The sequence below is a fragment of the Streptomyces sp. LUP47B genome (assembly GCF_001746295.1).
GTDB lineage: Bacteria > Actinomycetota > Actinomycetes > Streptomycetales > Streptomycetaceae > Streptomyces.
In genome coordinates, this window is record NZ_MJAH01000007.1 from 274147 (window position 1) to 297790 (window position 23644).

Here is a 23644-nt window from a genome sequence, read left to right on the forward strand (position 1 = left end):
GGAGAGTCCGAGGTACATGGTTCGTGCGGCGATCGCCGCCGTTACAGAGGTGAGGCACCACATGTCAGCCACTGAGACAGAGGCACCCACGTCCGGCGCGGTCCGGACCAGCGACCTCCTCATCGCGGGCGAGCACGTCGCGGCCAGGGACGGCCGCTACTTCCATACGACCGAGGCCCTCACCGGTGAACCGATCGCGCGGGTCGCGGCAGCCTCCGTCGAGGACGTCAACCTCGCGGTGGACGCGGCGGCGGCCGCCCTTGAGGAGTGGTCGAGCCTCCCGCCGGCCGCGCGCCGGTCGGTTCTGGAGCGGGCAGCCGTCCTGCTCGGCGAGCGCACCGACGACATCGTCGCCACGATGAGCCGCGAGATGGGTGCCACCCTCCCCTGGTGCGGCTTCAACGTGCACGTCGCGAAGGGCATGCTCGTCGAGGCGGCGGCCCAGGCGTACGCGGCCGTCGGCGAGGTCATCCCGTCGGACGTGCCCGGCCTCACCGCCCTCGGCGTACGTCAGCCGGTCGGCGTCGTCGTCGGCATCGCACCCTGGAACGCGCCGCTGATCCTCGGCGTACGGTCCATCGTGTGGCCGCTGGTGTGGGGCAACACCGTGGTGCTGAAGTCCTCCGAGCAGACACCGCTCACCCAGGCCGCCATCGTCCAGGTGCTGCACGACGCCGGCGTACCCGCCGGAGCGGTCAACCTCATCAGCAACGCGCCCGAGGACGGCCCGAGCGTCGTCGAGGCACTGATCGCCCATCGCGCCGTGACGCGCGTGAACTTCACCGGGTCCAGCCGGGTCGGCCGTATCATCGGCGAACTCGGCGGCCGCCACCTCACCCGCGTGGTGCTCGAACTCGGTGGCAAGGCGCCTTTCCTGGTCCTTCCCGACGCCGATCTGGAGGAGGCCGCCGCGGCGGCCAGCTTCGGTGCCTTCATGAACCAGGGCGAGATCTGCATGTCGACCGAGCGCGTCATCGTGGACAGGACGGTCGCCGACGAGCTCTCCTCCCGCCTGGCCGAGCGCGCCACCAAGCTCGTCGTCGGACCCCCGAGCGACCCCGCCTCGCAGGTCGGTCCACTGGTCCACGGCGCCGCCCGCGACCACGTGGTCGCGCTGATCGAGGACGCCCGCGCCAAGGGTGCACAGGTCCTGGCGGGCGGCACGGCCGACGGCCTGTTCGTACACCCCACCGTGCTGCGCGGGGTCACTCCGGACATGCGCATCTACACCGAGGAGACCTTCGGACCGGTGGTCTCGATCATCGAGGTGGATTCCACCGACGAAGCCGTCACGGTGGCCAACGACACCGAGTACGGGCTCTCCGCCGCGATCTTCGGCAAGGACGCGGCCGCCGCTCTCGACGTGGCCCGCCGCATCAAGTCGGGCATCTGCCACATCAACGGCGCCACCGTGCACGACGAACCCCAGATGCCCTTCGGCGGCGTCGGTGCCAGCGGCTGGGGCCGGTTCGGATCCCGCGCCGCGCTGGAGGAGTTCACCGAACTGCGCTGGATCACCATCCAGTCCGGCTCCCGCCACTACCCCATCTGAGGATGCGGCGAGCTCGTACGGCGCACGTGACACGGCGTGCGCCGCGCTCCCGGCCCCTGCTTCCGTGGCTGTGGGGCCTTGCTGCGGCCTTCAGCCCGGCGTTGGGAGCGGCATGGCTGGCGGACGCCCGAGAGACAGAGGCCTCCCAGCGGCTCGACCGAGAGCTGGAGGAGTTCTTCCGGTCCGTCTGACGAGGCCCCTGGTACCAGGGATCTCCACCCCTCCGAGGAGTCAACAATGTCGCAGGCCGACAACGACCGCCACGAGATACGGCAACTCATCGAGAACTGGGCGCTGTGGCGCGACGCCGGGGACTGGGACCGCTTCGCCACGGTCTGGCATCCGCTCGACGGCCGGATGAGCGCCACCTGGTTCCAGGGCAGCGCCACCGACTTCATCAAGGCCAGCCGCGAGGGCTTCGAGAACGGCGTCAGCATCCTGCACTTCCTGGGCGGCCACACCGCGGACATCGTCGGCGATCGGGCCATCGTCCAGACGAAGATGACGATCAATCAGCGCGCGAGCGTCGACGGCGTCGAGGTCGATGTCGTGTGCACCGGCCGCTTCTACGACTTCCTCGCCCGCCACGAGGGTCGCTGGACCCTCGTACGCCGGCAGCCGATCTACGAGAAGGACCGGCTCGACGTCGTGGACCCCGCTGCCTCACTGACACTGGACCCCGACCTGCTGAGCCAGTTCCCAACCGGCTACCGGCACCTGGGTTACCTGCAGACCAAGACGGGCTTCACGGTGAAGGACGGGCTTCCCGGCCTCACCGGCACAGCAGTCGAGCAGCTCTACGGCGAAGGCAAGCAATGGCTGGCGGAGGCCCGATGAAGTTCACCCACGCGACCCTTCCCCAGCGGGTGGTGTTCGCCGCCGGTGAGTCACCCGCCGCCGTGGCGGCGGAGGTCGAGGCACTCGGCGGCTCCAAGGTCATGTTGATCGCGTCGGACCGCGAGAAGGAGCTGGCCGACCCGATCGCCAAGGAGATCCCCGTCGTCCTGCGTCACGAAGAGGTCGTGATGCACGTACCCGTCGAGGTCGCGGGGCGAGCCCTGCGGACGGCGGTCGACGCGGGCGCGGACATCCTGGTCAGCGTCGGCGGCGGCTCGACCACGGGGCTGGCCAAGGCGGTGGCGCTGACCACCGGGCTGCCGATCGTCGCGGTGCCCACCACCTACGCGGGCTCCGAGGCGACCAACGTGTGGGGCCTGACCGAAGGCGAGACCAAGACCACCGGCGTGGACGACAAGGTGCTGCCCGCCTCGGTGGTCTACGACGCCGCTCTGCTCACCTCCCTGCCCGGCGAGATGACCGTGGCCAGCGGCCTGAACGCGATGGCGCACTGCGTGGACTCGATGTGGGGACCCCGCACCGACCCGATCGACCGGGCGCTGGCGCAGGAGGGCATCCGCGCACTCGCGACCGGTCTCCCGTCGGTGGCCGCCGACTCGACCGGCGTCGAGGGCATCGAGCAGACGCTGTACGGCGCCTACCTCGCCGCCGTCGCGTTCGCCTCGGCGGGCTCCGGGATGCATCACAAGATCTGCCATGTCCTCGGCGGCATGTTCAACCTCCCGCACGCACAGACCCACGCGGTCGTACTGCCCTACGTGCTGGCCTTCAACGCCCCCCACGCCCCCGAGGCGGAATCCCGCATCGCCCAGGCATTCGGCTCCCGGACGGCCGGCGCCGGCCTGGCCGCCCTGCGCGAGGCACTGGACGCGCCGAGGGCACTGCGCGACCACGGCATGCCCGAGGACGGCATCGCCAAGGCACTGGGGCCGATCACGAAGGCGATCCCCGACAACAACCCGGTCGCTGTCACCGACGAGAACCTGACCGCGCTGCTGAGGGCGGCATGGGCCGGCGACCCGATCAACTGAAGGAGGCCGTCATGGCTACCTACGTCAACCCCGGTTCGGCCCAGGCCGGTGCCCACGGCACCATCTACCGCGAGGTGTCGCCCGAGCAGCAGGCGGTGGAGCAGCAACTCGTCGACAACGTCGTGGCCTCCTTCGACGCCTGCCAGGACCCGCGGCTGCAGGAACTCATGACCTCCCTGGTCAAACACCTGCACTCCTTCATCCGCGAGGTCCGGCTGACCGAGGAGGAGTGGGGGACGGCGATCGACTTCCTCACCAAGGCCGGTCACATCACCGACGAGGTCCGGCAGGAGTTCATCCTGCTCTCCGACACCCTCGGCGCGAGCATGCAGACCATCAACGTCAACAACCAGGCCTACAAGGGCGCCACCGAGGCCACCGTCTTCGGGCCGTTCTTCGTCGAGGACTCCCCCGCCATCGAACTCGGCGACGACCTGGCCTTCGGTGCCCCCGGCGAGCCCTGCTGGGTCGAGGGCACCGTCACCGACACCGACGGCACCCCGCTCGCCGGCGCACTCATCGAGGTCTGGGAGGCCGACGAGGACGGGCTGTACGACGTGCAGTACGAGGCCGGCAAGCGCGCAGGCCGGGCCCACCTCTCCTCCGCGGCAGACGGCGGCTACCGCTTCTGGGGCCTCACCCCGACGCCGTACCCCATCCCCGACGACGGCCCCGTCGGCAAGATGCTCGACGCGGTCGGCCGCTCACCGCTGCGCGCCGGCCACCTGCACTTCATGGTGTCCCACGAAGGCGCGCGCACGCTCGTGACCCACATCTTTCCCGAGGGCGACCCCATCGGCCGCAAGGACACCGTCTTCGGCGTGAAGGACTCACTGATCAAGCGATTCGAGCGGCAGCCCGCCGGCACGCCGACACCCGACGGTCGCGTCATCGACGGCACGTGGAGCCGGGTGCGATTCGACATCGTCCTTGCCCCCAAGGGCGTGTGACCCGCCTGCCGCCATGACCGTCGCGGTCAACCCTGACTATCGTCAAGGGCCGGAGTTGCCGTTCGGCCCGGGTTCCACGCGGGCCCCCGCTTCTACCTTCGGGCCTCATGGAACAAGAACCGCGAAGGAAAGTCCCGGCCGTTCGGCAGTTCGGCGCCTTGGCCGTCCTGGGCGTGGGCGCAGGAGTCGTCACTTGGCTGTCCCCCGGCGGGCTGGGCGAGGCCGGTCCGGTCGATGTCACGGGTGGCGCTTCGGCATCCGTGTACCGCTCGGTGACCAGGGCGGCGGAGGATGCGCCGTCGTGGCTGGGCCTCTTCCTGGAAGTGGCCACCGAGGGCACCCTCGTGATCCTCGGAATATTGCTGGTCTGGATGTGGGGGACGGCAATCCGCCGCAACGACACACGGGAGATCGCCGGGTCCGTGCTGACCGGCCTCGGCACCTTCGCTGCCTATGCGGTGAGCGAAGCGGTGAAGCTCGTGGTGGACGAGGAGCGTCCTTGCCGTGCGGTACGCGCGGGCGCCGAAGCCCTCGCGGAATGTCCCGGGTCAGGAGACTGGTCATTCCCGAGCAACCACGCCACCCTCGCCGTCGGCCTGGCCGTCGGTCTTGCCGTGCTGCGGCCCCGCCTCGCCTGGATCACGCTCCCCGTGGCCGGGGCCGCCGCGCTGCTGCGCGTGCTGGTGGGGGTTCACTACCCGCACGATGTGCTCGCCGGCGCGACGCTCGGCGGCGCTGTCGTGGCGGCGGTGCTGCTTGCGTTCCTGCCCGTTGCCCAGGTGGCGGCATCACGGCTGGGAAGGCTGAGGCGGAATGATCCCGGCCTCGTGGGCCACCACCGCGGCAGCGGCCCGGTTGTCGACGCCCAGCCTGGCCAGGATGGAACTGACATGGGCTTTGACCGTTCCCTCCACCACGTGGAGCCGCCGGGCGATCTGGCCGTTCGACAGCCCGCTTCCGACAAAGGCCAGTACCTCCCTTTCCCGGGTGGTGAGGGCGGCGACCCGATGCCGGGCGGCGGAGCGCCGGCCGGCCAGGGTGCCCACTCCCGTCGCCGCCAGGTGCGCGATGACCCGGGCCGCGACCTTCGGTGACAGATAGGCGGCGCCTTCGGCCACCGCGCGGACTCCGGTGATCAGTTCCTCCGGCTCGCCCGACTTGATCAGGAAGCCCGCCGCACCACCACCGAGCGCCTTGAGGATGTAGTCGTCCTCACCGAAGGTCGTCAACATGATGACGCTCGTGGTCGGCACCGTGGTGTGGATCTCCGCGGCGGCGTCGATGCCGTTGAGCCCCGGCATACGGATATCGAGCACGGCCACCGCGGGACGATGGCGCCGGGCCAGTTCCACGGCGTCGTGCCCGTCGACGGCCTCGGCGGCGACTTCGATGTCCGGATCCGTGGCAAGGACTGCGCGCACCCCCGCGCGGATCATCGGCTCGTCGTCGGCGACCAGCACCCGGATCATCGAACGCTCACGGGGTGATCGTGTCCAGGTACACCAAGGTGTCCTGCCGGAAGCACAGTTGGTAGGCGTCGCCGGACCGGTCGTCGAACCGGTTGGCCGTCATCGCGTAGTACTCGCACGTTGTGCCGTCTCCCGTCGGCTCGGCAGTCAGCGGTCGATGGTTCGTCTGCCGATCCGGCAGGAGACGCTCCACCTCGGCACGATCTTGCCCCACATGAAGGCGGGCGTAGTCGCGGGGGTCCAGGACCGACTGTGCCGCCGACAGCGTCTCCCAGCCCATGAGAGCCCCGCTCAACAACGCTCCCGTCACGAGCGGCACCATGACCGCGGCGACCAGGGCCCGGCCGGCCCGGCGCCGAGCGCGGCGATGTTCCTGCGGCAACTCGTCACCGCGAGGGGCTGCCGGCACGAGCGGCAGCGGTGGCGAGGGTGTGTGCGGGATCCGCGCGACGACTGCATAACCACCGTCGCGCGGACCGTGGTCGAACGAACCGCCGGTGAACCGCACACGTTCTTCGAGACCGATCAGACCACGCCCTCCACTACGAGGCCGCGGACGCTGGTCGGCCGCAGACGAGGGCGGGCCGTTCTCCACGACGACCTCTGTTTCTGTTGCCGTGTGGGTCACATGGACAGTCGCGGTCGCGCCGGACGCGTGCTTGGCAACGTTGGTGAGAGCCTCCTGCACGACCCGGTGAGCCGCCCGTTCGACCACGGACGGGAGATCGTCCGCCTCGCCGTCGATGCGCAACTCCACCGTGAGGCCGGCCGCGGAAGCCTCGGAGGTGAGACTGGTGATGCTGGAGTTGCCGGGGGCCATCGCCGTTGTGTCGGTCTCCTCCCGCAGGACACCGATCACCTCACCGAGACGCTCCACCGCGGCCGCGGCTCTGGCCCGGATGTCCCCGGCGGCTCTTTGGTGGTGTTCCTCAAGGTCCGGCGCGAGTTTGAGTGCGCCGGCCGACAGGGCTATCAGGCTGAGGTCGTGGCCGAGTACGTCGTGCATGTCCTGGGCGATCCGCGCCCGTTCACGCAACCGGGCTTGATCGGCGATCAGTTGCTGCTCGCGTTGCAGCTGATCGGCACGTTCCCAGCCGGCCCGGACAAGCTGCTGATACTGGCACCAGAAGCGGCCCGCGAACCATGGCAGCATCGTGGCGGCAACCACCACTGCCACAAACCGGCCGGCCAGGGGCAGCCAGGCAGGAACGACGGACAAGGCCACCACACTGGCCGCGAGAATCGCGACCAGCACGAGCGCAGTCGGCGCCGTCCGTCCAGGCCGTCGTCCTGCCAGGAACGCGGCGACGGCAGCCGGGAAAGCCCACCACAAGCTCATCAAGCTCAGACCGGCAGCTACCCCGGTGGCCGCCGTGAGAGCAGTCCCGGGGTCAAGTGCCCGCCGAGGTAGGGCAGTTCCGGCAACCGTGTCACCGTTGATCGTTGCGATGTCCACGGAGGTGACGGTACGGACATCGGGCACCGTCCGACCACTGCCGAAAGTCCAATCCGCACCGGCGACGCGACACCCGTTGTGGATGCGGGCATCGAGGTCACCGGACGGGCAGCAACTCCGCGAGATCGCGCACAGGTCGCGAACCGTCCCAGTCGACCGATGCCCGCCAGACGGATGTGAAGATTCCCCGAGTTGTCCCGTTGTCCTCGACAAGCTCGATCATGCCCGGGGCGTCTTCACCCGCCTCCACGAAGAAGACCTCACCCCCCGGGACACGGTCGTGGAAAAGCACCGACGCTCCGCTCGCCTCACGACGTGCGACCTCGTCGCTGACGTTCGGCACGGCCTTGGCGATGTGATGGAAGCCGTAGCCACGGCGTTCGTAGGCATCCCGGTAGATGGACGGCTCGTCGTCGAGGGTTTGGATCAGCTCGACCATCGTGTGTCCCGAGAAGGCGAGGGCGAGGGTGAACTCGGCCCTTCCCGGCTCACCGAGGTAGGTGGAGCCCGCGCCGCCGATCCTCTCGTTCACGAACCAGGGGCCGACGCCGAGTTCGGCGGTCCACCAGCGCATTCCGGCGGTGAGGTCGGGGACCGTGTACGCGAACTGGATGATGGCGTCGGTCGGCTGGCCGAAGGGAAACTCCATGGTGGTTGTCCTCGCTCGTCTCTATGCCGACGGGCGGGTGAAGCCGGTGGCACCGCCGTCCACCGGGAGGGCCGCGCCCGTGATGTAACTGGCTTCGGAGGACGCCAGGAAGAGGACGGCGTCGGCGAGCTCGTCCGGTTCTCCTTCTCGGAGCATGGGAGTGCTGACCCTTACCCGCTCCCGGAAGGCCTCGGCTCCGCCGGGCGGAAGGCCCGTCGTACGTGCGGCGATGTCGGTGTTCATGCCGCCCGGAATGACGATGTTGACCCGGATTCCGTCGCCGATGACTTCGGCGGCGAGGATGCGTGTCAGGTGCTCGAGGGCGGCCTTGCTGGTCCCGTAGGCGGCGGTCCCCGCGCTGGCCCGCCGGCCGGCCGCCGAGCCGCAGAAGACGACGGCCCCGCCGGGTGCGAGCAAGGGCCTGAGCCCCTGCATGAGGAAGAACGAGCCCTTGACGTTGGTGTCGAACACCATGTCCCAGGTGGCTTCGTCCATGTCGTCGAGGCGTTTGATGCCCGCCTGCCCGGCATTGAGGAAGGCGGCATCGAGGTGGTCGACCTGTGCGGCGACCTCTGTGACGGCGGCCTTGATGCCGGCCACTGAGGAGAGGTCGGCCGCCACGGCGATCGTGCCCTCGCCGATCAGATCGCTCGCGAGCTTCAGCTGGTCCGGGTCCCGCGCGATGATGATCACGCGTGCGCCCTCGCGCGCGAAGGCCTGTGCGGCCGCCAGACCCAGGCCTCTGCTGCCGCCGGTGACGAGACAGGTCTTTCCGTGGAATCGATGACGCCGGTCGTCGACGGCCCCGTCGCTGCTTCCGGCGTCAGTCGTGTCGTTCATGGACTCTCCTTCGTGGGGGATCAGGAGTGGCGGTTCACGCGTCGATCTCGACGCCGCCGAACGGAGCTCCGCCGTTCAGGACGCGCTCCTCGGGCGGAATGGGCGCGAGGCTCACCCGTACGTCGATGCACGTCGGTCGGCGGGACGCCAGAGCGGCGTCGATCGCCGGGCGGAGCTGGTCGATTTCCGTGACGTCGACGCCGTCCGCACCGAGAGCCCGTGCGACGCCGCTGTAGGAGCCGTTCTGCAGGCGGTTGTTGGTGACGCGGTCCTGTCCGAAGAAGAACTGCTGGGTGTGCAGGGTGGCGCCCCAGGCCTGGTTGTTGAGGACGATCACGATGACGGGGAGTCCAGCGCGAACGAGGGTGTCGAACTCGCCGAGGCTGTAGCCGACGGCGCCGTCGCCGGTGACGAGGATGGTCGCCTTGTCGGGGGTCGCGTACTGCGCTCCGACGGCCACGCCGAAGTTGCTCCCCATCGCGCTGAGGTAGCCGTGTCCGAGGTAGTGGGCCAGCGGGGCGAGGGCGATCGTCTCGGAGAGCCACAGCTCGGTCAGGGCGCCGTCGACGACCACGTTGGCGCCGTCGGGGATGCTCTCGGCGATCGTGCGGACCGCGAGGTACGGGTGGATCGCGTCGTCCTCGTGCTCCTCGGTTTCGGCGGCGAGCGCGGATCGCCGGGTGGCCGAGATGTCCCGCAGGGTCCTCAGCCAGGCGTCGCGTCCCGAGGGCACGGGCCTGTCGCCCAGGCGCTCGTTCAGCAGGCCGATCGTGCCGATCGGGTCGGCCTGGATGCCGAGTTCGACGTCCTGCAGGCGGCCCAGTTCACGGCCGTCGGGGTCGATCTGGAAGATCCGCGCGCTCTTGGGGAGCAGTCGGCCCGTGCCGAACTGGGTGGCGAGTCCGAAGCGCAGCCCCAGCAGCAGGACCAGGTCGGGCCGCTCGTCCTCGGGGACGGTGGCCAAGGTTTGGACGAAGCCGACCTGCTGCTCGGAGCCGACGATGGCCCCGAGGCCCTCCCAGTCGGAGAAGAGGGGTACTCCCGCGCGGGCGGCGAACTCATGCAGTTGTGCCCGTGCCTCGGCGGTGACGAAGGACTTGCCGACCAGCGCGATCGGCCGCTGGGCGGAGCCGAGCGCCTCGAAGATCCGGTCGACGCCGGCGGCGGGGGCGATACCGGTGCCGTCGATCTCGACGCGGTAGTCCTCGGCCTCGTCGACGTCGACCTGCTGGCGCAGGACGTCCCAGGGAATGTCGAGGAGCACCGGGCCCTTGGGCTCCGACTGCGCGATACGGATCGCCTGGGCGACCAGGCGGGGGATCAGCTCGGTGCGGGTGACGCGGTGCGCGAACTTGGTCACCGGGGCCGCCATGGCGACCTGGTCGAAGCCGGCCTGCTGGTCGTTGACCTGGTCCGTCTCGAGAGGTCCGGAGCCCACGACGTAGAGGACCGGGGTTCGGTCCAGATGGGCGTTGGCGACGGAGGTCAGGACGTTGGTGAAGCCGCCGCCGGCCGTGACGACGGCGACCCCCAGGTTTCCGGTGACGCGCGCATAGCCCTCGGCCGCATGGCCGGCGTTCATTTCGTGGCGCACGTCGACGATCCGGAGCTTGGCATCCAGGGCGTCCTGGAGGATGCCGTCGATATGTGCTCCGGGCAGGCCGAAGGCGACGTTGACTCCGGCTCGCTGCAGGGTGCGCACGACGAGCCCACTACCGGTTGCGGGTGCCATTGGGTGATCCGCCCTTCGGGACGTACTCAGGGGTTCGACAGAAGTAAGGGGAAACGGGGCCATGTCACGGTCCGTGCGTACCGGAGTCTCGGGCGCGGCCCGGGGGACGGCAATGGCCGTGTTCGTTGGATGGTCAACGCCTTGTTCGACGGGGGGAGGTCGAGACTCGTCGGACTTCGCCGGGACTGGGCGTCGGGGCTGATTCACACCGAGGCCGAGACGGCGACCTCGGGGTCGTACTCGTAGATCCAGCCGTTGGCCCTGAGGGGGTCGGCCTGCGAGTACGCCAGGTCGCGGGCCTGCTGCTCGGGGCCGTCCGGAAGGTGGTTGATGTGGGAGCGTCCGTGGGAGATCTCCTGCAGGCGTGCCGTGCGGCGTCGGCGGAGTTCTTCGTAGCGTCCCAGCGCCGCCGATGGGCTCTCCGGGTCCTCCGCGAGACAGAGGGCAAGGACGGCGGCGTCCTCGATCGCCTGGGCGGCGCCCTGGGCGAAGAACGGGAACATCGGGTGGGCCGCGTCACCCAGCAGGGTCGCGTTGCCGCGGTGCCAGTGGTCGAGGGGCTCGCGGTCGAGCAACGCCCAGCGTCCCGGTGTGTCGGCCGACCTGATCAGCTCCACCAGACGCGGATCCCAGCCGTCGAACTCGTCGAGCAGTTCCTCGAGCGTCGCGGTGGCCGTCCATGACTCGACACTGCTCGCGCCTGCCGGTGCGAAGGCGACGAGGTTGACGTAGTCGCCGCCGGAGACCGGGTAGTGCACGAGGTGGTGGTCGGGGCCGATCCAGAGGGTCTGGGCGTGCCGCCTGGCGAATGCGGGTGCCTTGTGCGCCGGTACGAGGGCGCGGTAGGCGCAGATGCCCGACTCCCTGGTCTGCGTGGGGCCGACGATCGCGCCGCGCACCCGCGAGTGGACTCCGTCGGCTCCGATGAGGATGTCCGGGCGCACTGTTTCGCCGTCCTCGAACCGCAGCACCGCCTGGTCGCCTTCGAACTCGACCGCGACGCAGCGCCTGCCGAGATGGAGCGAGTCCGCGGGGACGGCCGACCTCAGGGCATTCAGCAGGTCGGCGCGATGGGCGGTGTAGGTGTGCTCGCCGTACAGGCGTTTGCAGCCGTCCTGGAGGTTCTCCGCGGAGAGGACGGTGCCGTTCTCCCAGCGCCGGAACTCCCAGCCGATCTCCATCTGCACAGCGCGCTCGATGAACCGGTCCAGCACGCCGAGACGCCGGAGCAGGCGGGCGGCGTTGGGGGCGATCACCAGGCCGGCGCCGACCTCGGTGAGGGCTGCGGCCTGCTCGTAGACGTCACTGTGAAAGCCCTTGTCGCGGAGGAAGGCCGCGGCGGCGAGGCCTCCGATGCCGCCGCCGAGGATGGCGATCCTGGGGCCTGCTTCCGTAGTCATCATGCTCTTTCACTCCCGTTGACCTCTGGCGAGGTGGTGACTGGCTGCCTGCAAGAGTTCGGCAAAGTACGCGCTGAAAGAACAGCATCGTCCATCCAACGAACATTGGAGGTAGAGTCACCGGCGCCACGCAGGATGAAGGAGAGGCCCATGCCTCGTGCGAACGAGCCAGGACGCACTGTCAGCTCCCGACTCTGGGATCTGCTGTTCGCCTTCGACCCCAACAACACCGAGCTGACCCTCGCCGATCTGGTCCGGCGTACCGGCATGCCGCACGCCACCGCCAGGCGTCTGACGCTCGAACTCGTGGAGGCAGGCGCACTGGAACGCACCAGCGACAACCGCTTCGCGATCGGCCTGCCGTTGTGGCGACTCGGGACCCTCGCACCACGCGCCGAGACGCTGCGCAGTGCCGCGCAGCCCTTCGTGGAGGACCTGTACACGGCTCTTCGCCAGCATGTGCAGCTGGCTGTGCTCCAGGGAGACCAGGCCGTGATCATCGAGCGCTTGTCGGCCGTGAACGCCGTCGGTCTGACGTCACAGATCGGCGGCCAGTTGCCCCTGCACTGCTCGGGCGTCGGCAAGGTACTGCTGAGCCACAGCAGTCCGGCGTTCATCGATGAGGTGCTGGCCGGAAGACTGCGACGCTTCACTCCCAGAACGATCGTGGACCCGGCCGAACTCCGTGGCCAGCTCGCGTCCTGTCGCTCGACCGGGACGGTGGTCGTCAAGGAAGAGCTGAGCGAAGGGGCCGAGTCGGTCGCGACGCGCATCGTCGACGGCCACGGCAAAGTCGTCGCGGCCCTCTCCGTCGTGGTGGCCGCGGGCTCGATCAAACTGCAGGCCGCCGTTCCCTCGCTGGTCGCGAGCGGACTGGGGCTGTCCAGGAGTCTGGGCTGGCGGCCGGGCATCCCGATCCGCACCTCGTGATCTCTCGGGGGGCGAGGGAACCGGCGCGTCATGCCGACGGTTGCCGCCGGGAGAGCTGCATGTGGCCGAGGCGCCATCCCTCGTCGGTCGAGAACCAGACCCGGGTGGCGACGGCCTGGACAAGGAACGGCGGCAGGTCGGGCAGGCGCCGGATTAGCATCTTCTGGAAGCACGTCACGATGGCCCGTCCGCCCCGCTCCCGACAGGTCACCTCGGTGGTCTCCGCCTCGACGGTGGCTCCCATGGACGCGCCGTAGCTGAGGAAACTCTCGCGTTCCTGGATGTTCCCGGCCGGGCCGTGGACGATCACGCAGTCGGGGAGCATGAGTTGACGCTGTTCCTCGTCGCCTTTGGTGATCGCGACGAGCCACGCGTCCTCCGCCTCGGCGACCGTGGCCGGTGTGCGGACGTCGTTCCTGCTCGCCTCCGGGTGTGTCGTGGTCATTGTGCGACTCCTGTCCGAGGGTGCCTGCTGATCGTGTCTCGAGGGGGATGTGGAGTTCGCCGCTGAGGAGTGCGGTGAGGAGGTGCCGCGTCGTTGCGTATCCGGGTGAGATCGCCGGCCGCGTTGAGCACCGCGGTGACGTGACCACGCTCGTCGACCTCGTACTGGTACGCCATGGCCCGCCGCGACTACCGCTTTCGCGGAGCCGCGGCGGACACTCCGGTTGTCCCGGCGCCGGCGTGCTCGTCGGATGGTCAGCCGTCGAGGGTGTGCGGGTCGTCGTCGAGATGAGCCTGGTCCACGCCACCGGGCCCGCCCACCAGGGTGAGCGCCGCCGCCACCAGAGCAGCCACTCCACCGAGGACGAACGCCAGGGAGTAACTGCTGCTGAGGGCGTGGAAAGCGACGTCCTTGAGCGGGTTGAAGGGGATGACGTGGCCGTCCGGCGAAGTGATGCTGCCCGGCACCGAGTTGGCACCGAGCGGGCCCGAGCCCACGGCGTGCACCGCCGCCTCCAGCTGCGGTTTCTGATCCGCGGGAGCGTGGGCCGGAGCGGCCTGGAACGCCGCGTAGGCCTTGCTCAGGCTCGGGTTGTCGGCCAGGTTGCGGGCGATCTCCTTGGCGGCCTTGCTCAGTGCGACAGCGCCCATGATCGCGGGGCCGAGGGCGAACCCGAGGTCCCGGAACGTGCTCGTGGCTCCGCTGGCCATGCCGGCGAGGTGGTTGGGCAGCGTGTTGACCGCGACCGCGCTGATGGCGGCGAAGGCGAGTGCCGAGCCGACGCCGGCGAGGATCAACGGGCCGACGATGGCGGTGATGGTCCGATCGCTCGTCGGAACGCCCGCGAACCACAGCCCGCTTGAGCCGATGAGAGCCAGGCCGGTGAAGAGCACCCACCGGGGGTTGTAGCGCTCGAGCAGCTTGGAGGTGAGCGGCAGCTGTACGAGGCCGATGCCGCCGAAGAAGAGGTAGGCGACGGATGCCTTCAGCGGGCTGATTCCCTGGACGACGGTGAGGCGGATGCTGGTGGAGTACATGATCGCGAGGAAGCCGAACATCCCGATCACGGTGACCACCGAGTTCACGGCGAACGCCCGGTTCTTGAAGACGCTCAGGAGAAGGAGCGGCGCGTCCGCGCGGTTCTCCACGAAGACGAACAGCGCGAGGAGCAGGGCCGCGGCGAGGAACGCGATGACGATCTGCGGGCTCCCCCAGCCGCTCTCGGAACCCTGGATCACGGCGTAGAGCAGAGCGAACAGGCCGAGTGCGGAGGTGATCTGTCCCGGCCAGTCGAGGGAACGGCCCTCGGGTGAGGAGGAGTTGCGGGCGATGGCCAGCGACAGGAGCGCGCTCACCGCGGCGATGACCAGGACACCGACGTAGGCCCAGCGCCAGTTGGCGTTTCCGGCCCAGCCGCTGTGGATCTTGGTCGAAAGGCCCGCAAGGAGCGGTCCGAGGAAGCCGCCGATCGACAGTGCGGCGGCCCAGACCGCCACGCCCCGCGCGCGGGTGGCGGTGGTGTGCGTGCCGGCCGCCACCATGGCGAGGCTCGTCGGGAAGATGGCCGCGGCCCCGATGCCGCTGAGAAGCTGGGCGAGGATCAGCAACGACACCCGGGTGTCGGTCGAGTATCCCGAACCCGGCACCAGGACCGCGAGCGTCGAGCCGACCGCGATGAGTGCGGCGCCCCCCACGAGCAGACGCTTACGGCCGAACAGGTCACCGAACACACCGAAGCCCAGCTCCAGTGCGGCCACGGGAAGCATGAACGCGTCGGTGATCCACGTCAGTTGGGCCGAGGACGGCGCGAGGTCCTGCTGGATGAGCCCGTTGATGAGCGAGGGGACGGCAAGGGCCATCTGCGCGAGGCACACGGCGAGGACCACCGCGGCCAGGGTGCCCGAGGTCAGGGTGTATCTGCCGCCCTCTCCCTCTGCCACCTTGGGTGAATCGATCTGAACCATGGACGACTCCTTGGTGCGAAGCGCTGCTGCGGGAACCGGCGTCCGCTGCCGGACCCTGCTGTGGGTGCTTGTTGTCGCGGTCATCCCGGCAACACCGCTGCCGTACCGCCTCTGAGCTCGCGGAGTGTCTCCGCGTCGCCCATCCACCGGACCTGATTCAGAGGGCTGCTCGGCGCGATGGCGACCGGCCGAGCAGCGTCAAGCTAGGGAGTGACCCCCGTCACGCTCAACGGTCATGTTCATTGGACGGACAAGCCGCCGCTCATCCGCGGTCCCGAAGCGCACCATCCGTGCAGGACGGCCTCGCCGTGGCCGCCCGGAGGGAGTGGTGACTCATGACTGGGAGACTGGCGGGCAGGACCGCCGTCGTGACCGGGGGCAGTACGGGCATCGGGCAGGAGATCGCCCGCAGGCTCGCGGCGGAGGGCGCGGACATCGCCGTGGCGGACATCGATCCGGCCGAGGAGACGCGCGAACTCGTCACACAGACCGGTCGGCGGTTCTTCAGCGACAAGGTCGACGTCTCGGACGAGGACGCGATCCAGGAGTTCGCCGCCCGGGTCCGACGTGAGCTCGGCGCCGCCGACATCCTGGTGAACAACGCGGCCGTCGTACTGCTCGCCGACATCGACCACGTGACCTTCGACGAGTGGCGTCGCACCTTCGCCGTCAACGTGGACGGCCCCTTCCTGGCCTCCAAGGCGTTCCTGCCGGACCTGAAGGAGTCCGGGGCGGGACGGATCATCAACATCACGTCGTCGAGCTACTGGACTCCACCGCCCCCCTTCGTCTCCTACATCTCCTCCAAGGGCGCGCTGAACGGGCTCACCTCTGTCCTGGCCGCCAACCTCGCCGCGCACCGCATCACCGTCAACGGCGTCGCGGCGAGCTTGGTCCGCACGGCCACGGCCGCGGAGAAGACGAGCGAGGAATTCTTCGAGCAGACCGTGCGGATGCAGAACATCAAGCGGGTGCAGATGCCGGCCGACGTCTCGGGTGTCGTCGCGTTTCTCGCCTCCGACGACGCCGCGTTCATCACGGGGCAGATCGTCGTCGCGGACGGCGGAAGCACGCGCCGCTGAGGCGTCTCGTCGGAACCAACCGCTGGATCCGCACGGTAGAGCGACGAGATCACTCGATCGTGAGTTCCTCCACGGCCGCCCCCTGGGTGCCGCGATGCTCGCAAGGGCGGTGCGCGCCCAGGGCCGCCTGGCCGTACGACGGACGAGGGAGACGGCGTGACGCGAGATGCGGAACCGCGCGGAGGCGGGAACAGCGACAGCCAGGCACTTCTGCTGGCTGCCGGACTGGCCGATCTCGCGGTGAGCACTGTGGGTTCGGCCCTGGGGACGGTGCGAGGGCTGTTGCGCCGGTCGGACGCCACCGAGCTGGCCGGGGAGGCGGAGCGCGAACTCGTGGCGCGGGGGCGTCTGGTGCTGGACCGGTATGCGGCCGTGCCTCCGGCCCACTTGGAGATCCTCGCCCAGCGCGCCCTGGCCCGGAAGGCCGCCGGTGGCGTATGAGCGGTGGGAGCCGACCCTGTTCAAGGCCCGCGTGGACGAGGTGCTGCGGGGGTTCGTCGCCCGGGAGGCCGACGAGTTCGCGGCCGTCGATCCGATGCTCGGCGCCGTGGCCGAGAGACTGGAGGCGGCGGTCACGCACGGCAAGCGGCTGCGGGCGGCGTTCTGCTACTGGGGGTGGCGGGCGGTGGGGCAGCCGGACAGCGACGCACTGGTGCGGGCGGCCGCCTCGATGGAACTGGTGCATGCCGCCGCGGTCGTGCACGACGACCTCATCGACGACAGCCCGCTGAGGCACGGCCGGCCCACGACCCACGTCGCCCTGCGCGCGGCCGTAGGGGACCGTCCCGACGCCGATGCCGCCGGGCGGTCCTTGGCGATGCTGGTGGGAGACCTGCTCATGGCGCTGGCCGGGCAGTTGTTCGCGGCCAGCGGTCTGCCCGCCGCGTATCTCGTCCGGGCCCGCCCGTTGTGGGCGGTGATGGCCCGTGAGCTGATCGCGGGCGAGTGTCTGGAGATCCTGCGTACCGGTGCCGGTCCGGACACCGAGGCGTCGCTGAAGGTGATCCGCTACAAGACCGCCAAGTACACGGTCGAACAGCCCCTGTTGATCGGTGGTGCGCTGGCCGGCGCGAGCATGCGGCTTCGCGAGGGCTACTCGGCGTACGGACTGCCGCTGGGCGAGGCGTTCCAGCTGCGGGACGACCTGCTCGGACTCTTCGGGGACCCCGAGCTCACCGGCAAGGCCAATGCCGACGACGTGCGCGGCCGACGGCCCACCGCGCTGCTGGCGGAGACATGGCGGCTCGCCGACGACGCGGAGCGGGAGTCGCTGGACACGCTGCTGGGCCGGGACGACCCGGACGGCAACGCGCTGGACGCGGTGCGCGAGGTGATGCGCCGGCTGAAGGCGCCCGACCGCATCGAGAGCATGATCGGGGCACGGGTCGAGGAGGCTCTCGACGTCCTGCACGAACTGGATCTCCCGGCGCACGCCGAGGGCGGACTGACCGCGCTCGCGCATTCCGCGGCGGTACGCCTGTCCTGACCGCTCGCATCCGGCCCGAGCCCTGCCCCCTGCCCTGACCCCGCCTGTCGTGAACGTTCCAGAGGAAGACGAGGAACCCTGCCGTGGCCTACACCGACGCATCGCTGGACGCCCTGCGGCGAACCGGGGACGAACTCGCCGACGCCACCGTCGCCGAGCTCTTCGCACGCGGGGAGGTGGGCACGTTCAACACCCTGATGCGGTATGTCTCCACGGCAGGGGCTCCCCTGCCGGAGGATCTGCCGGACGTCGCGCGTGAGTACCTCGAAGCCACCCGCACTCCGCCGTCCTGGGTGGACTGGGCGGAGATGGAGAAGGCCCGGCTGTTCTTCATCGACAACAACGTGCACATCTCCACCGCGCTGTCCTTCGCCTCGATGCCCGCCTGCTACGTCGTGCCGCACGTGGCGAAGCTGCTGTCGGCCAGTCACGGCCTGCAGTACCCGTCCAAACGGATGGCGGAGACCGGGCAGTTCACCGTTCATCTGATGCAGCCCGACGCCTTCGAGGCCGGCAGCCGCTTCATCCCCGCCGCCCAGAAGGTCCGCCTCCTGCACGCCTCCATCCGCCACCACCTCACCCGCGAGAACAGCTGGGACACCTCAGCACTCGGGACGCCGATCTGCCAGGAGGACATGATCGGCGGGCAGATGTTCTTCTCCCTGCTCGTCCTGGACAGCCTGCACCGCCTCGGCATCCACATGTCGACCGAGGGCGCGGAAGCGTACTACTACGCGTGGCGCGTGGTCGGCGCCATGCTCGGCGTCGACCAGGACGCCGTCCCCCGAACCCTCGACGAGGCCCGCCGGTTCCTCGACCTGTACATGGTCCGGCACATGGGACCTTCCGAGGAGGGCGCCCATCTGACCACACAGCTGATCGACCTCTACGAGGAGGTGGTGCCCGGCACCTTCTTCGACCCCATCGTCTCCGCCCTCATCCGCCACCTCATCGGCGACACCTGCGCCGACTGGCTCCACGTGCCGCGCACCTCGTGGGACACCGTCGTCAAGGCCGTGCCCCACCTCCTCGGGGTCCTGGAGACCATCGAGGACCGCTCCCCGCTCGGCGCCTGGGCCCTGGACCGCCTCGGCCACCTCACCACGGTCCTCGAACTGTCCTCGCTCACCCGTGGACGCGTCATGCACTACGCGATCCCCGAGACGCTCAAGAAGGACTACGGCATCACCGGCGTACCCCGCACCCGCCGGTGGACCCCACCGACTCCCACCGTCTGACGACCCCCCGCGATTTTAGTATTTTGACATAGGTTTCTTTTCATAGGTAACTTTGTGTCGTGACCGGAATCAGTGAGGCTCCCGCGAGCCAGGGTGTCGACCAGGTGGCCGCAGGCCTCGTGGCGTGCCTGCCCACGCTGAACCGGTACGTCAAACAGAGCATCGACCGGCGATGGCCGTATCCCAAGCTCCCCGAGCGGCAGTTGGCCCTGCTCCAGTACGTCGCCGAGCACGACGGCGCGACCGTCCACCAGGCTGCCGACGCGCTGCGGATGATGCCGAACAACGTCAGCGCCCTGGTCACCCGCCTCACCGACGCGGGTCTGCTGGAACGGCACCAGGACGAGGCCGACAAGCGTGTCGCGCACCTGCGTGTCACCGCCAAGGCGCGTCAACGCATCCGCCAGGCCGAGGACGTCGCGGCGCGACAGCTCGCGGCCGCGCTGCGGACCCTCACGGACGGCGACCGCGACGCCCTCGGCTCGGCGCTCGGCGCCCTCGAGGCTCTCACCCGGCGCCTGCGCGACCACTCCGCCACCTGACCGTCCGGTCCGGACGCCGTACGCCTCCTGCCCTCGCCGCTGCTGCGGCAGGGCCGGGTGTGCTGCCCCCTGCGCAGCCGCCGCACACGGCTCGCCCCCACTTGTCCACGCGCCCCAGCCGCGCGCCGCACATCCCGAGGACAGCTCACACATGTCTGTCACCGCTGTTTCCACAGCGCCCACACCCGTGTCCGACCCCCATCCCCGCGGTCTTCGCGCCAACCCCTGGCTGACGCTGATCGCCGTCGCGCTCGGCCTGTTCATGGTCGGCCTCGACGGTTCCGTCGTCTCGATCGCCAACGCCGAGATCGCCCGCGACCTGAACGCCACCACCGCCGAACTGCAGTGGGTCACCAACTCATACCTCCTCGCCCTCGCCGCCGCCCTCATCCTCGGCGGCAAGCTCGGCGACCGCTTCGGGCGACGCACGGTCTACCTCGTCGGCGTCGTCGGATTCACCCTCGCGTCCGTCGCGATCGGCCTCGCCGGTTCGATCGAGGGTGTCATCGCCTTCCGGGCCCTGCAGGGCCTCTTCGGCGCGATGCTCATGCCCAACACCCTGGCGTTGCTGCGTGCGGTCTTCCCGCCGAAGAAGTTCGGCATGGCGGTCGGTATCTGGGCGATGATCTCGTCCGTCGCCACCGCGCTCGGCCCGATCGTCGGCGGACTGCTCGTCCAGCATGTCAACTGGGAGTCCGTCTTCTACATCAACGCCCCCATCGGCGTGATCGCCCTGGTCTTCGGTCTCGTGGTACTGCCACAGTCCAGGAACGAGGCGGCGGCGAGCGAGAAGTTCGACGTGGCCGGCGTCGTTCTGCTCGCGCTCGGCCTGCTCGCCGTCGTCTTCGGCGTCGTCAAGGGCGAGACGTGGGGCTGGACTTCGGCCGACACGCTCGGCGTGATCGCCGGGGGTCTGATCGTCCTTGTCCTCTTCGGCTGGTACGAGACCCGCGTCGCGCACCCTCTCCTGCCCATGCGGCTGTTCCGCAACCCGGCCCTGACCATCGGTACGGTCGTCACCGCGCTGAACTTCTTCGTCCTGCTCGGTGTGATCTTCTTCGTGATGCTGTACCTGCAGAACGTGCACGGCTTCACGCCCGTGGAGTCCGGTGTGCGCACCCTGCCGCTCAGCCTCGCCTCCATGGTGGCCTCGCCGCTCGGCGCGAAGCTCACCGAGAAGTTCGGCCCGCGTCTGACCATGCCGCTCGGGATGGTGCTGCAGGCCGGCGCCGCGTTCACGATGCTCGCGTGGAGCGCCGACTCCTCGTACGCCGCCATGTGGCCGCCGTTCGTCGCGCTCGGTCTCGGCGTCGGCATCGTGATGGCCGCGTCCTCCGACGCGATCGTCGGCAACGCCCCCGTCAAGGACGGCGGTATCGCCGGTGGCCTCCAGGCCACGTCGCTCCAGGTCGGCGGCGCGCTCGGCACCTCGGTGCTCGTCTCCCTCATCAGCAGCCGCGTCGGCTCCACGCTCACGGACTCACTGACCGACGCCGGCGTGCCCCACTCGGCGGCCGCTCGCTTCGAGGAGGCGAAGGACGCGGTCGCGATGGGCGTCACCCCGGTCTCCGACGCGATGCCCGCCCAGCTCAGGGCGGCGGTGGTGGAGGGCAGCCACACCGCGTTCATGAACGGCGTCCACACCGCCGTCCTGGTCACCGGCGTCCTCGCCCTGGTGGGCGCCGCCCTCGCGGCGTTGGGCCTCCGCGGCCGGGAGGACGGGCCCCACGAGCACACCGAGAGCACCGAGAGCACCGAGCACGACGCGAAGGCGCCGAACCCCGCCGCAGTCCGGTCCTCCGCCGGCGTCCCGGTCGGCGGGCACGTCATCGGCGCCGAGTCGGCACCCGTGCCGCGGGCGGTCATCACCCTGATCTCGCTGGGCGGGCGGCAGCTGGGCCGCATGGTGGCCCACTCGGACGGCGCGTACACGATGGACGCGCCGGGCGCGGGAAGCTACGTGCTCATCGCCTCCGCCGAGGGCTACCAGCCGCAGGCGTCCACTGTCGTCGTCGGCGGCGAGCCGGTCTCGTACGACATCCTGCTCTCCGGCACCAGCGGCCTGGTCGGCACGGTCAGGTCGGCCGACCTCGGGAAGCCGGTCGCCGGCGCCATGGTGGTCGCGGCCGACGTGCGCGGCGAGGTGCGCGCCGCCGGGCTCTCCGACGCGGACGGCACCTTCGCCTTCGGCGAGCTGGCGCCCGGCCCGCTGACCCTCGCGGTGACCGCGGCCGGCTACCGGCCGATCGCGCTGCCCGTCGAGATCGCCGCGCAGGGCGTCACCAGGACCGAGCTCGAACTCTCCCCCGGGCTGCACGCGCGGGGCAGTGTCCAAGCCGCGGGCCGGCCGCTGAACGACGCGCGGGTCACGCTCATCGACACGGCGGGCAACGTGGTGGCCACCGCGACCACCGGCGAGGACGGCGCCTATGCCTTCACCGACCTCGACGGCGGCGAGTACACGGTCACCGCAGCCGGCTACCCGCCGAAGGCCACCCAGGTGACCGTGCACGGCTCGGGCGTGGAAAGCCACGACATCGAGCTCGCCCACCCGGGCGAGTGACACTCGCCGGTCCGGACACGCCCGTCCGGACCGGCGACGAGGAAGCACGAACCCGGTGTCGAGGGGCCCGTGGTGACAGACCACCACCGGCCCCTCGGCACCGGCCGTTTTTCACCCCCCTCGTGTAACGCTCAGGTTACGAAACCCCGCTGCACCCTTCCCCGCCTGCCGATCCCGGTCTACGTTCCAGCGAAAACCAACCACATGGTAACTGTTGGCGTCAGGAAGGCACTCGACGATGACCGATCTCGCTCCCGGATTCCTCTGGGGCGCATCCACCGCACCGCACCAGATCGAAGGCAACAACCTCAACAGCGACTTCTGGGCGAACGAGGGACGCATCCCGGGCATGGAGCGCAGCGGCGACGCCTGCGACAGCTACCACCGCTACCGCGAGGACATGCGGCTGCTCGCGGACGCCGGGCTCAACGCCTACCGGTTCGGCATCGAGTGGGCCCGTATCGAGCCCGTCCCCGGCATGGTCTCGCGGGCCGAACTCGCCCACTACCGGCGCATGATCGACACGGCGTTCGAACTCGGTCTGACGCCGGTCGTGACCCTGCACCACTTCACCAGCCCGCTCTGGTTCGCCGAGGAAGGCGGCTGGCTCGGCGAGCGCGCGGTCGACCGGTTCCGGACGTACGTCGAGACGGTCGCGCCGATCCTCGAAGGCGTCGAGTGGATCGTCACCATGAACGAGCCGAACATGCTGGCCATCATGGCCGGCATGGCGCGGGCCCTGCAGAACCCGCAGGCCGACGGGGAGTGGCAGAGCCCCACCCTCGACAACGAGGGCCCGCGTCCGCCGCTGCCTGCCCCCGACCCGGCCATCGGCGCACGGTTCGTCGAGGCGCACCACGCCGCGCGGGAGGTGCTGCGCGAGCGCACCGGCGCCAAGGTCGGCTGGACGGTCGCCAACCGCGCCTTCGTGGCCCGTCCCGGGGCGGAGGAGAAGAAGCGGGAGCTCGAGTACATCTGGGAGGACCTCTACCTGGAAGGGGCGCGCGGCGACGACTTCGTGGGCGTGCAGTCGTACTCCAGTCAGTGGGTCGGCCCGGAGGGCGTCGAGCCCTACCCTCCGCACCCGGACAACACGCTCGTGGGGACCGCCTACCGGCCCGACGCGCTGAGCATCGCGGTACGGCACACCGCCGAGGTCACCGACGGCCTGCCGATCCTGGTCACCGAGAACGGCATCGCCACCGGTGACGACAGCCGCCGTATCGCCTACACGGGCGAGGCCCTGGAGCATCTCGGCAAGGCGATCGCCGACGGGGTGGACGTACGCGGCTATCTGCACTGGAGCCTGCTCGACAACTACGAGTGGGGCCACTGGGCGCCGACGTTCGGCCTGGTCGCGGTCGACCGCGAGACGTTCGAGCGCCGGCCCAAGCCCTCGCTGGCCTGGCTGGGCGAGACCGCCCGCCACGGCCGGATCTGACCGCACCGGCACTCGG

General features: G+C 69.9%; 20 protein-coding genes and 2 pseudogenes. 14 read left to right on the forward strand and 8 right to left on the reverse strand.

All coding sequences use genetic code 11. The features are described 5' to 3' along the window. The first annotated feature begins 61 nt into the window (after positions 1 to 61). The 5 genes and pseudogenes from BFN33_RS23615 to BFN33_RS54510 form a co-directional block, all read left to right on the forward strand. A complete protein-coding gene (locus tag BFN33_RS23615; RefSeq protein ID WP_069762107.1) occupies positions 62 to 1552 on the forward strand; it encodes an aldehyde dehydrogenase in 1491 nt (496 codons plus the stop codon). Between the two features lie 237 nt (positions 1553 to 1789). Continuing rightward, complete coding sequence (locus tag BFN33_RS23620; protein WP_069762108.1) at positions 1790 to 2389, forward strand: nuclear transport factor 2 family protein; 600 nt, start codon at positions 1790 to 1792, stop codon at positions 2387 to 2389. Continuing rightward, entirely contained in the window at positions 2386 to 3441 is a 1056-nt protein-coding gene (locus BFN33_RS23625; RefSeq protein WP_069762109.1) for a maleylacetate reductase, read from the forward strand. Before BFN33_RS23620 ends, BFN33_RS23625 begins: the two co-directional genes overlap by 4 nt. Positions 3442 to 3452: 11 nt before the next feature. Next, a complete protein-coding gene (locus BFN33_RS23630; protein ID WP_176742455.1) occupies positions 3453 to 4391 on the forward strand; it encodes a dioxygenase in 939 nt (312 codons plus the stop codon). Positions 4392 to 4762: 371 nt separating this feature from the next. Next, positions 4763 to 5089, forward strand: a pseudogene (locus BFN33_RS54510) (phosphatase PAP2 family protein); the annotation flags it as partial. A gap of 90 nt (positions 5090 to 5179) precedes the next feature. On the opposite strand, the gene BFN33_RS23635 reads toward BFN33_RS54510, so the two are convergent. From BFN33_RS23635 to BFN33_RS23660, 6 genes are all read right to left on the reverse strand, one after another. Further along, entirely contained in the window at positions 5180 to 5860 is a 681-nt protein-coding gene (locus BFN33_RS23635) for a response regulator transcription factor (protein ID WP_069762111.1), read from the reverse strand. 7 nt (positions 5861 to 5867) lie between these two features. Continuing rightward, positions 5868 to 7199 carry a sensor histidine kinase gene (locus tag BFN33_RS23640; RefSeq protein WP_256122848.1) on the reverse strand — a complete coding sequence of 444 codons (1332 nt, stop codon included), beginning with the start codon at positions 7197 to 7199 and terminating at the stop codon, positions 5868 to 5870. 214 nt (positions 7200 to 7413) lie between these two features. After that, the gene (locus BFN33_RS23645; RefSeq protein ID WP_069762112.1) at positions 7414 to 7965 is read right to left on the reverse strand and encodes a VOC family protein; all 552 of its coding nucleotides are present in this window, start codon (positions 7963 to 7965) and stop codon (positions 7414 to 7416) included. Between the two features lie 21 nt (positions 7966 to 7986). Beyond that, positions 7987 to 8805 (reverse strand): SDR family NAD(P)-dependent oxidoreductase, encoded by an 819-nt coding sequence (locus tag BFN33_RS23650; protein WP_069762113.1) that lies wholly within the window; start codon positions 8803 to 8805, stop codon positions 7987 to 7989. 34 nt (positions 8806 to 8839) lie between these two features. Continuing rightward, entirely contained in the window at positions 8840 to 10537 is a 1698-nt protein-coding gene (locus tag BFN33_RS23655) for a thiamine pyrophosphate-binding protein (protein ID WP_079140977.1), read from the reverse strand. Positions 10538 to 10740: 203 nt separating this feature from the next. Next, the gene (locus BFN33_RS23660) at positions 10741 to 11940 is read right to left on the reverse strand and encodes an FAD-dependent monooxygenase (RefSeq protein WP_069762115.1); all 1200 of its coding nucleotides are present in this window, start codon (positions 11938 to 11940) and stop codon (positions 10741 to 10743) included. A gap of 147 nt (positions 11941 to 12087) precedes the next feature. Between BFN33_RS23660 and BFN33_RS23665 the strand changes: the two genes are divergently transcribed. Further along, positions 12088 to 12867, forward strand: a complete 780-nt coding sequence (locus BFN33_RS23665) for an IclR family transcriptional regulator (protein ID WP_069762116.1) — start codon at positions 12088 to 12090, stop codon at positions 12865 to 12867. A 28-nt stretch (positions 12868 to 12895) separates the two neighbouring features. On the opposite strand, the gene BFN33_RS23670 is transcribed toward BFN33_RS23665, so the two are convergent. Both BFN33_RS23670 and BFN33_RS23675 read right to left on the reverse strand, forming a co-directional pair. Next, positions 12896 to 13312 carry a nuclear transport factor 2 family protein gene (locus tag BFN33_RS23670; protein ID WP_069762117.1) on the reverse strand — a complete coding sequence of 139 codons (417 nt, stop codon included), beginning with the start codon at positions 13310 to 13312 and terminating at the stop codon, positions 12896 to 12898. A 254-nt stretch (positions 13313 to 13566) separates the two neighbouring features. Then, a complete protein-coding gene (locus BFN33_RS23675; RefSeq protein ID WP_069762118.1) occupies positions 13567 to 15276 on the reverse strand; it encodes an MFS transporter in 1710 nt (569 codons plus the stop codon). A 335-nt stretch (positions 15277 to 15611) separates the two neighbouring features. Between BFN33_RS23675 and BFN33_RS23680 the strand changes: the two genes are divergently transcribed. The 8 genes and pseudogenes from BFN33_RS23680 (at position 15612) to BFN33_RS23710 (ending at position 23628) form a co-directional block, all read left to right on the forward strand. Continuing rightward, positions 15612 to 16358: an SDR family NAD(P)-dependent oxidoreductase gene (locus BFN33_RS23680; RefSeq protein ID WP_069762119.1), complete on the forward strand. Its 747-nt coding sequence runs from the start codon at positions 15612 to 15614 to the stop codon at positions 16356 to 16358. A 156-nt stretch (positions 16359 to 16514) separates the two neighbouring features. Next, a complete protein-coding gene (locus tag BFN33_RS23685; protein ID WP_069762120.1) occupies positions 16515 to 16799 on the forward strand; it encodes a polyprenyl synthetase in 285 nt (94 codons plus the stop codon). Further along, positions 16789 to 17844 (forward strand): polyprenyl synthetase family protein, encoded by a 1056-nt coding sequence (locus BFN33_RS23690; protein ID WP_069762121.1) that lies wholly within the window; start codon positions 16789 to 16791, stop codon positions 17842 to 17844. Before BFN33_RS23685 ends, BFN33_RS23690 begins: the two co-directional genes overlap by 11 nt. A gap of 83 nt (positions 17845 to 17927) precedes the next feature. After that, positions 17928 to 19082, forward strand: coding sequence for an oxygenase MpaB family protein (locus BFN33_RS23695; protein ID WP_069762122.1), 1155 nt, complete (start codon positions 17928 to 17930; stop codon positions 19080 to 19082). 59 nt (positions 19083 to 19141) lie between these two features. After that, complete coding sequence (locus BFN33_RS23700; RefSeq protein WP_370743310.1) at positions 19142 to 19624, forward strand: MarR family winged helix-turn-helix transcriptional regulator; 483 nt, start codon at positions 19142 to 19144, stop codon at positions 19622 to 19624. A 151-nt stretch (positions 19625 to 19775) separates the two neighbouring features. Continuing rightward, positions 19776 to 21332: pseudogene (locus BFN33_RS54515) on the forward strand (MFS transporter); the annotation flags it as partial. Continuing rightward, entirely contained in the window at positions 21321 to 22187 is an 867-nt protein-coding gene (locus BFN33_RS54520; RefSeq protein WP_256122862.1) for a collagen binding domain-containing protein, read from the forward strand. The pseudogene BFN33_RS54515 and the gene BFN33_RS54520, both read left to right, overlap by 12 nt. Before the next feature lie 238 nt (positions 22188 to 22425). After that, positions 22426 to 23628 (forward strand): glycoside hydrolase family 1 protein, encoded by a 1203-nt coding sequence (locus tag BFN33_RS23710; RefSeq protein WP_069762123.1) that lies wholly within the window; start codon positions 22426 to 22428, stop codon positions 23626 to 23628. Positions 23629 to 23644: the final 16 nt, after the last annotated feature.